Annotated in this window: 11 protein-coding genes; 3 read left to right on the forward strand and 8 right to left on the reverse strand. The window is 64.1% G+C overall.

The window, feature by feature from the left end:
* The first annotated feature begins 484 nt into the window (after window positions 1-484).
* The 3 genes from MFF62_RS28790 (at window position 485) to MFF62_RS28800 (ending at window position 2,923) form a co-directional block, all read left to right on the forward strand.
* The gene (locus tag MFF62_RS28790; RefSeq protein WP_238267057.1) at window positions 485-1,207 is read left to right on the forward strand and encodes a zinc-binding dehydrogenase; all 723 of its coding nucleotides are present in this window, start codon (window positions 485-487) and stop codon (window positions 1,205-1,207) included.
* Between the two features lie 48 nt (window positions 1,208-1,255).
* Entirely contained in the window at window positions 1,256-1,645 is a 390-nt protein-coding gene (locus MFF62_RS28795; protein ID WP_238267058.1) for a limonene-1,2-epoxide hydrolase family protein, read from the forward strand.
* A gap of 297 nt (window positions 1,646-1,942) precedes the next feature.
* Window positions 1,943-2,923 (forward strand): Bug family tripartite tricarboxylate transporter substrate binding protein, encoded by a 981-nt coding sequence (locus MFF62_RS28800; RefSeq protein WP_238267060.1) that lies wholly within the window; start codon window positions 1,943-1,945, stop codon window positions 2,921-2,923.
* A gap of 557 nt (window positions 2,924-3,480) precedes the next feature.
* Here MFF62_RS28800 and fahA read toward each other — a convergent pair.
* The 8 genes from fahA to MFF62_RS28840 all read right to left on the reverse strand — a co-directional run bounded on the left by fahA (window position 3,481) and on the right by MFF62_RS28840 (window position 12,577).
* Window positions 3,481-4,752, reverse strand: coding sequence for a fumarylacetoacetase (fahA, locus tag MFF62_RS28805; RefSeq protein ID WP_238267062.1), 1,272 nt, complete (start codon window positions 4,750-4,752; stop codon window positions 3,481-3,483).
* 13 nt (window positions 4,753-4,765) lie between these two features.
* Entirely contained in the window at window positions 4,766-5,836 is a 1,071-nt protein-coding gene (locus tag MFF62_RS28810; RefSeq protein WP_238267063.1) for an aromatic ring-hydroxylating oxygenase subunit alpha, read from the reverse strand.
* Window positions 5,837-5,888: 52 nt separating this feature from the next.
* The gene (locus MFF62_RS28815) at window positions 5,889-6,839 is read right to left on the reverse strand and encodes a PDR/VanB family oxidoreductase (RefSeq protein WP_238267068.1); all 951 of its coding nucleotides are present in this window, start codon (window positions 6,837-6,839) and stop codon (window positions 5,889-5,891) included.
* Window positions 6,836-7,804, reverse strand: a complete 969-nt coding sequence (locus MFF62_RS28820) for a Bug family tripartite tricarboxylate transporter substrate binding protein (RefSeq protein WP_238267069.1) — start codon at window positions 7,802-7,804, stop codon at window positions 6,836-6,838. Before MFF62_RS28820 ends, MFF62_RS28815 begins: the two co-directional genes overlap by 4 nt.
* 9 nt (window positions 7,805-7,813) lie before the next feature.
* Window positions 7,814-8,890 carry a porin gene (locus MFF62_RS28825; RefSeq protein WP_238267071.1) on the reverse strand — a complete coding sequence of 359 codons (1,077 nt, stop codon included), beginning with the start codon at window positions 8,888-8,890 and terminating at the stop codon, window positions 7,814-7,816.
* Window positions 8,891-9,013: 123 nt separating this feature from the next.
* Window positions 9,014-10,639, reverse strand: coding sequence for an FAD-dependent monooxygenase (locus MFF62_RS28830; RefSeq protein WP_238267073.1), 1,626 nt, complete (start codon window positions 10,637-10,639; stop codon window positions 9,014-9,016).
* 58 nt (window positions 10,640-10,697) lie between these two features.
* Window positions 10,698-11,681 (reverse strand): VOC family protein, encoded by a 984-nt coding sequence (locus tag MFF62_RS28835; RefSeq protein WP_238267075.1) that lies wholly within the window; start codon window positions 11,679-11,681, stop codon window positions 10,698-10,700.
* A 35-nt stretch (window positions 11,682-11,716) separates the two neighbouring features.
* Window positions 11,717-12,577, reverse strand: coding sequence for a fumarylacetoacetate hydrolase family protein (locus MFF62_RS28840; protein ID WP_238267076.1), 861 nt, complete (start codon window positions 12,575-12,577; stop codon window positions 11,717-11,719).
* Between the last annotated feature and the right edge of the window lie 79 nt (window positions 12,578-12,656).

Genomic DNA, 12,656 nt, shown 5'->3' on the forward strand with positions numbered 1-12,656 from the left:
CCTCCTCACCCTGGGCCAGACTCACCCGCCTCAGGCCAGCGCCACCGCCTTACAGACTCCCCAAAGAAAGAATCGGCCTCCGCACAAAAAGCACGCTTGGACTGACATTTCTAATTTGCGGACGGGGAGGTGCGGATGATTTCTTGGACTACTTGGAGTCATGTATTCGTCCGCACCCCCTTTGCGATGATTAGAGATGTCACCTCTGTTGTCCCGTAGTCTCCCAGCGACGCAGGCCTATTTCGCCGCGACACGGGCGGCCTATCTCGAATCCCACGGCAAGCCACAAGCGTTCTATTCGGACAAGGCTGGCGTCTTCCGGGTCAACGCCTGCTTCGGCTGGAACATTCAGACCCGGGCATGCCCGGCCTCGGTCAGGTGCGCATCACGCAGGACGCTATCGGCGTGAATTTCGTGGACACCATGGTGCGCAACGGCAGCTATCCCGTGGCGCTACCCACGGTGCCTGGCTCCGGGCGACCGCGTGGCGTACTTCTTCGCCGCGGGTGGTTATGCCAGCGAGCGCTTGATCGCCGCTGAGTCACTAATCCGGCTGCCTGACGACATCTGCACGTTCACCGCCGCAACGCTCCTCGCGAAGGGACTTACGGCTTGGATGGCCTTGCGCGCCTTGCACCACCTTGAACCGGGCGAAACCGCCCTGGTCACAGGTGCGTCGGGCAGTGTCGGCAGTATCCTCTCGCGATGGGCGAAGTCGCTGGGCGCGGCCGTGATCGGCGTCGCCGGTTCTCGGGACAAACTGGCCAAGGTCCGCTCAGGCTCGCATCATGCCCTGTACGCCGGGGACGCCAATCTTGGCAACAAGATCCGTGCGTTGGTCCCGCAGGGCGTGGATGTCGTGTTCGATCTCGTGGGCCAAGCCACTGCCGAAGAGACCGCGCGAGCCGTGCGGGACGGCGGTACCATCGTGGCCCTTGGCGCTGCGTCCGGCAGCCCCCTCGCAGTGCCGGCAGAACTGGCGGCGCGCGGCATCCAGATCAAGCGTGGCGGGACACCTCAATTCGTCAACGACTCCACCATCGGCACGGCATCCAGCGAGTTGTTTGCGCTGATCCGATCCGGCGCCTTGCGTGATATTGACGCCGTGCACTTCGAACTGGCAGACGCTGTCCTCGCACATCAGGCGATCGAACGGAGAACCTTGGGCGGCATACCGCTGTTGGTGCCCGCCGGCGCCAGATGCTGAAGCGTAATCCGTTGATGCCCTTCCCTACAGTCAGCCAGGAGTCCTTCTATGCCTTCCGATCCCATTTTCGTCGCCAAAACATTCTTTGCTCACTGGAGCGAGAATCGCCTTGATGAAGCGCTGTCCATGCTCGCTGACGACGTGCTCTATGACAACGTCCCATTCCCAGACATCGTTGGCCGCGACAACGTTCGAAATTTCCACGAGACTTTCGGAATCGGTACCACCTTCAAGGTGGACTGGCAGGTCACCCACCTCGCCGCGGCAGGCAACGTGGTGCCGAACGAGCGCCTGGACATCTTCCGCCATCGCGACGGCGGCGAAATTTCGCTGCCCGTCATGGGTACCCTTACCGTAGTGGACGGCGAGATTACAGTGTGGCGGGATTACTTTGATCCCGCGGATTTTGAGCGCCAGCTTGCCGGCATACAGGGCTGAGCAAATCGGACGCAGCTCTGCGGCGCAGAGCGATTACGTCCAACACTCGCCGAGCAAGGGCCGCCGCGGTCAGCCGTCCACTCTCCGTCGGCCGACTTCGGCCAGTTACGGCCATCTAGCTCAAACTATTCGGTTTATGAAGGGCCGGCGCGAAACAGAAAGCTATCAACGATTGAGTGCACCGGCCCTCGCGACTTTAGGTTAACGGTAAAAGCTGGCACGAACGTTGCTCCCCCCGATTCGTCACTGCATATTGATTACAGACCCATTGGCGTCTGATCTTTCGGGGAGCGTTTGATGAAGAAAAAGATTGCGCGCTTGGCAGCCATGGCGCTGTCCGTTGGTTTACTGGCTTTCGGTACTGGCTGCGCACTGGCGCAGACATATCCATCCAAGACGATCAGGCTGGTGATACCTTTTCCGCCGGCCGGTGCCACTGACGTCCTGGGCAGGGCAATTGCGCAGAAGCTGTCCGAAGGACTTGGACAGTCGGTGGTGGTCGAGAACCGACCTGGTGCAGGCAGCACCATCGGATCGGACATCGTTGCGAAGGCGGCGCCGGATGGCTACACGCTATTGTTGGCGTCAGGCTCTCTTGCCATCGCATCCAACCTATACACCAAACTCGGCTTCGATATTCTGAAGAGCTTCACGCCGATCTCGCTTGTGGGCCATGTACCCCATATGCTGGTCGTGAGCCCTTCGATTCCTGCGAATTCGGTCAAGGAACTGGTCGCGCTGGCCAAGTCCAAGCCCGGACAGCTAAGCGCCGCTTCGCAGGGAAATGGCACACTGTCTCACCTGGAACTGGAAATGTTCAAGTTGTCCACTGGCACCGACATGCTGCATGTCCCTTATAAGGGCAGCAATAACGTCATGCCCGATCTACTTGCTGGCAATGTCTCGGTGTTCTTTGATAGCGTGCCGTCTTCCATGCCGCTGGTGAAGAGCGGCAAGCTCAAAGCGCTTGGTGTCGTTGGGGCCAAGCGCCTGCCCATGAGTCCGGAGATTCCGACACTCGCCGAAGCCGGACTTCCCGGGCTCGAAATGAAGAACTGGTTCGCACTACTGGCACCCGCAGGCACACCGGCCGAGATTATCGAGTTGCTCAACATGCAGGTGCAAAAGGCCGTTATCACCCCGGATCTTGCCGCGCGGCTGGCTGACCAGGGTGTCATCCTGGAAGCCAGCACGCCTAAGCAGTTAGCCACGTTGATGCAATCGGACGTCGCAAAGTGGGGCAAGATCATCAGAAGTGCAAACGTGCGCCTAAACTGACTGAGCGCAGCGCCGAGGCTCTCCCCAGGAGTCCGGGTCATCCGGCGTGGATTCGCCCCTCCCGGCACTTCGTCTCCTCACGCTTCGGGAACCCAAGTTTCGCCGGCTGCAAATCGTTTGGCGCGAGCGTGGACTTGCGGCGATGCTTGCGCGCCGGGACCGGCCCACGACTGACCGTCGAAAATCAGCTCTCGCGATGGCTCCCGTCCGCGTCACACCGCACAGCCGCATCACGCGCTGGAACTCGTCCGGGATGATGGTCAACGCGCGTGCCGGACCCCGCTCGTCGGCGACGGACGCGGAAACTGAGACCTCGGTCGCAGCCCCGATCCATTCCGCAATGTCTCCGTGTTCGTCAAGCACTAGGCGCCGATCGCGCCTAACCGGCCCTATGAACGTGAGCGCGGACCGAGTCCGGCCAGATCCCGTCATTCGAATTCAACCGAACGACTGTCCGAGACATCTTCAATCTCGGACGGTCACGTGTGAGAGCTAAGCAAGACTGAATCCCGATGACCTACGCTGCGGCGGCACCCGTTGCGCGAGCCAGGGTGCAACTACTCCGCGAAGTCCTTCCCCTGCCTCGCCTCCCCGCTCACTTCACCGAATCCGACACGGTAACCATTCCCCTGACACCATCCACGGATCGATACCTCATCGCCATCGAGCAGGAAGTGCCGTGTGCTGCCGTCCGGCAGGGTCAGCGCTTCTTTGCCGTTCTTCGTGATTTCAAGCAGGCAGCCAAGCGAGTCGGGCGTCGCGCCGCTGAGCGTCCCCGAGCCCATCAGGTCGCCAACGCGCACATTGCATCCCGATACGGTGTGGTGGGCGAGTTGCTGCGCCACAGTCCAATACATCGAGCGGAAATTGGTGTGGGTGACCGGAACACGGACCTTGCCGCCTGCCGGTCTGATCGACGCCTCCAGTTCGATCGCGTAGGCGCCCTCCCCGTCCTGACGGAGATAGTCCAGCGGGGCAGGCTGCTGCACCGGGTGGGCGCAACGGAAGGCCTCCAGTGCATCCATGGTCACGATCCATGGCGAGATCGACGTGCAGAACGACTTGCTGTTGAAAGGCCCGAGCGGCGCCGATTCCCACTGCTGGAAGTCGCGCGCGCTCCAGTCATTGAGCAGCACCATACCGAACAAGTGGTCAGGCGCCTGTGCGATCGGGATCGGCTCGCTCATCGCACTCGGCTTGCCGATAACAAAGGCCATTTCGAGTTCAAAGTCGAGCTTGCCGGACGGTCCGAAGACTGGCCGCGGCTCGCCCGGCTGGCGCCGCTGCCCGCTGGGTCGGCTCACCGGCGTGCCGCTGGCCACGATCGTACTGGCACGGCCGTTGTAGCCGATGGGCAGTTCCAGCCAGTTGGGCGGCAGTGCATGCTCCGGCTCGCGGAACAGCCTACCGCAGTTCTCGGCATGGTGGCGCGATGAATAGAAGTCGGTGTATCCGGTCACCTCCAGCGGGAGGTGCAGCCGGGCTTGCGCCATGGGCACCAACGCGCGTTCGCGCAGCGCGGCGGCGGTGTACGCATCGGCGTCCAACGCAAGCCATTCAGTCAGGCGTTGGCGCACATCGCGCCAGGCGGATTGGCCCAGCGAGATGAATGGATTCAATGTGCTCGCCGCGAATACCTTTCGCATCGCCTCTGGCAGCAGGCCGGCCGCTGCCAGCTCCTGGAGATCGACGATCCGGTCGCCGATCGCGACACCGGCACGGGTGCTCCGTTCGGCCGTGGAGAATACGCCATAGGGAAGATTCTGCAGAGGAAAGTCAGTCAAGCCGGTATTGGCAGATTCGACCCAGCTCAGTCGTAGTGTGGTCAAGGCGGGGCTCTCTTCAGGCTTGTGCTCGGAGATTCTGCGGGGGCGCACTGCTCTGCGTGGGCGGGGCGGCCTCGCGCGCTAGCATGTCGGCAACAATCCGCCGCGCATGCACGAGGCCCGCATCGGAGGCGATCATGACCAGCGGGCCGTCCGGATTGGCGTCCATCGACATCTGCTGGGCCTCGACCACCACCTTGTCTTCGCCAAACGTAATCGGAAGGCTGCGCATCAGCGACGCCCTGGTCTCCTCGTGCCGGTCTGCCCCGCAAGTACGCGCCCCGGACCAGAAGTAGTGGGTCGTCGTAGCGGTTTCCGGCGTCTGCAGATTCAAGCCCATGAATGCGATGCCGCTGCTGCGATTGCCTTCGCGCGCGCCCGTTCCTGTGTCCACGGCACCGGTATGGATACGGACCACAGACGGCGGGATGAATTCGATCTCCATCCAGCGGTCAACCTTTGGCGTGCCGAAGGTATGGGCAGCGAGATATGAGGGCGGCGGCACCGAATCCATCATCCAGCGCGTAACGCGCACGCCGTTGTCCAGGCGCGTTGTCTTCGTCTCGGCGTCGGAATGGGCCTCCGGCGTGCCGCCGATGGTGCGGGTATGGACGTAGCCGACATGCGTCAGGTCCATCAGGTTGTCGGTGATCAGTTGATAGTTGGCCCTGACCAGGTAGCGGTCCTTGATCCAGCTCCAGGCCGGATCGTCATGAATCGCGTGGCGCGGCACCGCAGCCGGGTCGGCCTGGGCCGGATCGCCGAGCCAGATCCAGACGACCTGGTCCTGTTCGACGACGGGGTAGCTGGCGACCCGCGCCGCCGAGGGAATGCGGGTCTGACCGGGCACCTTCACGCAACTGCCATAGCGATCGAAGGTTAGCCCGTGGTAGCCGCACTGTACCTGGTCGTCTACCACGCAGCCGTGCGACAGCGGCAGTGCCCGGTGGCAACACCGGTCTTCCAGCGCGGCGACCGTGCCGTCACGCAGCCGGTAGAACACGACCGGTCGGTCGAGCAGCCTGCGTTGCAGCATCTCGCCGACCTTGACCTCATCGGCCCATGCGCCCATGTACCAGGCATTCATTACGAACATAACTGTCTCCTAATTCAAACAAGAGCCAACCTTGCGGCAGGTTTCATAGGTCGAGGACGAGGACCGGCGAAAGCGAGCGCGAGCAGCACGGCAGGAAGCAGTCGTTGCCGGCACGCTCGTCATCGCCGAGGAAGGCATCGCGGTGATCTGGGGTGCCGGACAGCACCCCTATCCGACAGGTGCCACAGACGCCCTGCTCGCAGGAATGCGGCACATCAATACCGGCCGCGGTCAGCGCATCCAGGGCTGACTGGTCGGATTCGACGCGGATTCGCACGCCGGACCGGCGCAGTTCAACGTCGAACGCCGCGTCGCTGGTGCACACATTCGGCAGCTTGCCGAAATACTCACGATGCAGGCGCGACTCCGGCCACCCGTTCCGACGCGCCGCGACAAACGCGGCGTCGATCAGTCCCGCCGGGCCACAGACGTACAGGTGCGTTGCCGCCTCGGGCGATGACAACAACGCGTCCAGCGACAGCCTCTGTGCGGGTGCACCGTCATCGGCGTGGATCGATACCGATCCGGCCAGATCTGCCTGCATCAGCCGTTCACGGAACGCTGCGGCAGCTTCCGTCCGCACGTAGTAGTGCAGCGCGAACGACGCACCTGCCGACGTCAGGTGCTCCGCCATCCCCAGTAACGGCGTGATGCCGATGCCCCCCGCCAGCAGAAGGCTCGACGTTGCGGACGGATCCAGCGGGAAGTGGTTGCGGGGCGCCGAAACCTCCAGGTCGTCGCCTACTTTCGCGTGCGCGTGCAAGGAGCGGGACCCGCCACGGGAATCCGGGGCGTCCAGCACGCCGATCACGTACCGGTGGCGCTCGTCCGGGCTATTGCAGAGGGAATACTGGCGGGTCAGGCCGGCCGGCGTCAGGACATCCACGTGCGCGCCCGCGGTGAACGGCGGGAGAATCGTCCCGGACGGGTCGACCAGTTCGAACGCACGGATCGACATCGTCTCCTGCCGGATCTCGGAAATTCTGAGCCTCATGGCTGCTTCCCGATCTTCATGCCCGCCAGCACTTTGGACCAGCGCGCACGTTCGGCATGGATGAACTGGCCGACCTCGGCGACCGACATCGGATGGGGCTGCACACCGACGGTGGCCATCTGCTCGATCACCGTCTTGTCGGCCACCACCGTATTGAGGTCACGGTTGATTCGCTCGACGATGTCCGCGGGCGTCCCTTTGCGCGCCAGCAGTACAAACCAGCCATTCACATCCTGGCCCGGCACCGTCTCCGCCAGCGCCGGCACGCCTGGGGCCAGTGGTACGCGAGTCTTGGACGTGACCGCCAACGCCTTGACGCGTCCGCCCTTCAGCATCCCTTCCACACCGGGGATGCCGTCGAACAGCAGTTGGACGTCACCGTTCATCACCGCCGTCAGCGCCGTGCCACTACTGCTGAAGGAGACGATGTTCAAGTCCAGGCCAGTGCTGCGGCGAAAGGACTCGGCCGCCAAGTGAGGCAGTGAGTACTGCCCGTTGACGCCGATATTGACCGTACCGCCCGTCTTTTTCGCTTGCGCGATAAACGACGGCAGGGAGTCGGCGCCATACCGCTTGTCGGCAACGATCACCAGTGGACCCATGGCTACCATCGCCACCGGTGCGAAGTCGGTATCCATGTCGTACCGGGCGCTGGCGTTGACCTGCGGCGTCACGGCGATAGCGGCCGCATGTGTCAGGATGAACGTGTACCCGTCCGCCGGCGCTTGCTTGACGGCGTTCATGCCGATGATGCCGCCTGCGCCAGGCTTGTTGTCGACGATCACCTGGTCGCCCCACCGCGTGCCGAGACGCTGGGCGATCAGCCGGGCCATCACATCGGGGGGACTACCAGCCGCGCTGGGCACCACCATGCGGACCGGATGGCCCGGCCAGCCTGCGGCCCCGGCTGATAGCGTCCCCGCCGCCAGCACCAGCGCGGTCAGGGCTCGAATACGTCTGATCATGTTGTCTCCTCAAAATCGATGCAGGACACCGGCCACGACGCCGGTCTGGCTCTCGCCCGGCGTCACGCTGTTGGGCGCTGCGAGGCCGACCGTGGAACCGTGGCGATTCTTCGCATAGCCGATGTTGGCGTATACCAGGGTCCGCTTGGAAAAGTTGTACAAGGCCGACAACGCGAACGTCGTCGCATCCTTGTCGCTGCCTTTCTGATCATTCTGGTAGACCGCGCCAGTCAGGCTGAAGGCCGGCGTGAACTTCCAGGTGAGACCCGTCCAGTAGATATCTGCGATGGCGGTGGTGCCGCCCACCCGTGAGCGCAGGTTGCGCACGCCAACGAAGGCCTTGGCGCGCTCCCAGGCATAGGTGGCCGCCACGACCGTGCGCCGGTCGGTGTTGTCCTGTGTGGCGACCGCGGCGCCGTGGCGCTCGTCGTAGGCAAGCATCGCACCGAACGGCCCCGCGCCATACTGGATCGAGCCGCCCCATTCCTGGCCGACCTTCAGGTTGCCGGGAACTTCACTGCCGTTGGGGATCGTCGAGTCGTAGCCGAAGCTGTACTGCGCCGACACCGTCAACGGGCCGGCTTCCTTGGTGTACCGCACGGCGTTGTCGACCCGGCCGCCCATCTGCGGATCCTGTCCGAAGACCGAGTACAGGTTGTAGACCATCGGGTCGAATGGGATCGCCACGTCGAAGATGGCATTGCGATGGCGGCCAAGGGAGACCAGCCCATAAGGTGTCTCGATGCCCACGTAAGCCAGCCTCCCGAACAGCCGGCCACCCTGTTGCAGCGAGCCGCTGTCCATGCTAAGACCCGACTCCAGCACGAAGAACGCGGAGTTGCCACCGCCGAGGTCCTCGTTACCTCGAAAGCCCCAGCGGGAGCCCGCCTGACCGCCACTGGTCATGCGGGTGACGCTGTGCGAGCCATTGGGCTGGTTGTTGATGACCTCTATGCCGTTGTCGAGAATGCCGTAGATGGTGACGCTGTTTTCGGCATGCGCGGTGCCGGCGACTGCCAGGCACAGCGCCAGCGCTGCCTTGCCGGAACGGCGGCAAATGTCTTGTGGGGGGTGCTTGGGTTGCAATGTCTCCTCCTTTTTCGGATGTCAGTGAGGACCATCCGTTTATGTAAGCGAGCGTGCCTGCCCGACTGTGCAGGCTTTCGGCTACGCCTCGCGTGCTTAAAATCGATACTGCGGTGATCGCGGTCAGCCGTGTCCGGTTAGCCGCCGGAGCAGAGCATCGGGTTCGGCTGGCGGCGCATCGGCACGCCACGCCACGTGCTGATCGGGGCGGATCAGTGCGTAGCGGGCGTCATAGAGCGCTCGGACATGTGCGTTGTTCAACTGCACGATCGTGAGCGGGCATCCAAGCCGAGCCGCGGCGGCTTCCAACGCACCGGCGCCTTCTGCGCTGTCGTCCAGCACCAGCAGCGTGAGACCGCCGCCGAACGTGTCGTAAAGTGACGCGCCCCTGCCCGTGCCTTCCGCCAGCCACGCATGCGGCGCTCGGCAACCGGGGCTGGCGGACGGCACAAAGGCGCTCGGATGGCAGTCCGCCGTCGCCCCGGTGCCGTAGTCGATGAGCGGCGACTCCGTGTAGCGATAGCCAAGCACCACACCCAGCGAGTCGAACTCCCGCGCTTTAGCGGTGCGGACCTGCACGGCCACGGCCTCGCGCGCGGCATCGCCGGCCGGGCCGTCGGTCTCGATGTCCGGCACGCACAGGTTGCTCGTCCGGGTAGCGTGATTCAGTACAGCTTCATCGATCACGCGGCGGTGCACCGGGCGCCGTTCGTGCTCGTAGCTGTCCAGCAGGCCATCGCCGCCCCACCCCTGCATGGTTGCGGCGAGCTTCCAGCCCAGATCGACGGCATCGCCGATGCCGAGGTTCATGCCGTAGCCGCCATAGGGCGGATGGAGGTGGCAGGCATCGCCGGCCAGGAGTACGCGTCCCTCGCGGTAGCGTTCAGCCAGCAACTGGTGTGCTTCCCAGTCGTCGACCGAGAGAATCTCCGGCGAGATGTCCAGCCCGGTGGCGCCGCGGATGAACCGCACGGGATCCTCGGTCAGTGCCGATACCGCCCCGCCGATGTACCAGCGGTCCCCGGTATCGAGCGGGCCCATCACCGCGGGCGAGTCGGCATTGACGAGCCAGTACATCACTGCTTTTGGCAGTCCGTGCATTGCCTCCAGGCCGGGCTGGCGGAAGACGATCATTCGGTTCCGCGACAGTCCGCCCGAACCCTCCATGCGGATACCCAACAGCCGTCGCACAGTGCTGCGGGCGCCGTCGGCGCCAATCAGGTAGCGGGCGCGGACGGTTTCTACCCCGCTGTCACCGTCGAGCACGGCACTCACGCCATCGATGTCCTGCGTGAACGCCTCCAGCCGCGTGTCGAACGAGAGGCAGACACCGGGCTGCGCGAGAATATGGTCTTGCAGTACCTCCTCCAGCTTGTATTGAGGAATCCACTGCGCGTGCTCCGCATAGAGCGGGTTCTGCCCGGGCCGGCAATAGAATGCGTTCTCGAAAGCGGTGATCGGCCGGCCGGCAAGCCGGGTCGCGAAGCAGACGGTCGAGGGATAGTCGACACCGAAGGGCGCCTTGGCCCGGAATGCGTCGATCAGGCCCCAGCGTCGCAGGTGCTCGCAGCTCCGGACGTTAGTGGTTTTCGCCCGTGGGGCATTGCCCACGCGGGCATTGGCTTCGACGATACGCACTGTCACACCGCGCTGACCGAGTTCGATCGCCGCTGCCAGCCCCACCGGCCCGGCACCGACGATCAGGACATCGACGTCGCATGCGGCGACGCGTTCATCCTTCATCTGCATGATTTTCATCCTGTTGACTGGCGCCGCCGGACGACGCCGTTGACTGGCTTCGACCGTCTCAGTCGGCGTTGCCCTGAGCACCCGTCGTGCCGGTCTTACCTGGATAAGGCGGCGCCCAGCTCGCCAGCATTTCGATGCTGTTCGGGTAAAAGGCGGCAGGCGTACTTTCGTTGAAGACGTCGCCGTCGGCGTAGTGCTCGACGACATTGCCGGCGGGGTCGTGCCAGTAGTCGAACACCTGGCTACCCAGTACGTGCCGACCCACCCCCCAACGCGGCTTCCAGCCCCTGCTGCCCAGCCAGTGGTGCCCTGCGCTGATCGCGTCGAACGACTCCACCTCGAACGAGGCGTGATGCGCCGTTCCCGCCAGCGGGGCCGGTGCCTCGACAAAGCCGACGGCGTGGTGATCGACATACTGGTCTGCCTTGGACAGCCGGTAGAATCCGGCCACCATGCGGTCGCCGCCAGGCTCAGTCAGGCCATCGGAGAGCCGCAGCCCGAGATGCTGCGTGTACCAAGCGTCAGTGGCCGCGATGTCGCGCACATGGAGCAACACGTGCCCGAGCCGGAAGACTGGAGCGGGCCCACGCGGCGGGCGCAAGGTTGCGCCGAGCCGAGATTTCGCGGCCGGCGTGTTGGTCTTTGCCGCGCAGGCAGGCGGTTGGGCGTTGTGCGTCGTTGTCGCTGCGTCGCGCTTCCAGTGCACGAGATGGATCGCGAAGCCGTCAGGATCGCGGAGCCGCACGCGCAGGCCTGCGCAGGGACCCCCGACTTCCTCGATCGTACTCGCGCCGGGGATCGCGACCGCCCGGTGCAGTTCGTCGGCTGATGCGACTTCAAAGGCTACGTAGGCCATGCCGGACCTGTCCTTGCTGGCGGCCAGCGTGACATGCGCGTATGGCTGTGCGCCGTTGCCTTTCATGTGCAACGCGTCGCAGGTCTGCGACAGCGGCGCGAGTCCGAAGTCGGCAAGGAAGACCGACATCGTCACGAGGTCTTCGGCGTAGTACGCCACATGGGCGATGTCTTCGAGCTTGATCATGGCGGGAGGTTCGTGGATTGTCGCCGGACTGCCGCTCATTGGGCGGCGGGGTCGCTGGCCACGGGATTGCACAGCACACCGATGCGGTCAACTTCGACCTCGACCACGTCTCCCGCCTTCATCCACAGCGGCGGATTGCGCTTGGCGCCCACGCCGCCCGGCGTGCCCGACACGATCACGTCACCTGTCTCCAGTGGCATCACCGTGGAGAGATAGGCGATCAGTTGCGGGATGCTGAAGATAAGCAGGTCAGTCGTCGTGCGCTGAACTTCCTCGCCGTTCAGGCGGGTCGTCAACGTCATCACGGTGCCGGGCGGAATCTCGTCAGCTGTGACCATCCACGGGCCGAATCCGCCTGTGCGGTAGAAGTTCTTTCCCGGCCCCCACTGCGGCGTATGGACCTGCCAGTCGCGCACGGAGCCGTCGTTGTAGCAGGCATAGCCGGCGACGTGATCCCAGGCGTTCGCCTCCGCAATGCGGCGGCCAGGTTTGCCAATGATCACGGCAACCTCCCCCTCGAAGTCGAACTTGTGCGACTCGGGCGGTACCAGCAGCGGTTGCCCGTGCCCCTGCTGAGAATCGGCTACGCGCAGAAAAATGGGGGGATGGGCAGTTTCAGCCTTGCCAGTTTCGGCCAGGTGAGCGTGGTAGTTGAGACCGACGCACAGAATCTTGCCCGGGTTGGGGATCGTGGGCAGGAATATGACGTCCTCGGTAAGGAAATCAGGACGACCTGCCGAGGCGGCCGCAGCGCATACCGCTTCCGCCGGCGCGCCAAGCAACGCCTTCAGGTCAGGATAGCGCTCGCCAAAGCGCGCGGAGAGGTCAATGATGCCGTCATGGGTGACGACGCCGTAGGCTGGGCGGCTGCCGGCCAGGAAGGAAGCAAGGCGCATAGTGGGAGCTGTCTCGGGTGATGTGTTTGTCGTTTTGCGGCATGTCGTCGCGCCACGGACCGAAAGGTAGCCCCGCCGC

Source organism: Cupriavidus pauculus (genome assembly GCF_022179805.1).
Lineage (GTDB): Bacteria > Pseudomonadota > Gammaproteobacteria > Burkholderiales > Burkholderiaceae > Cupriavidus > Cupriavidus pauculus_E.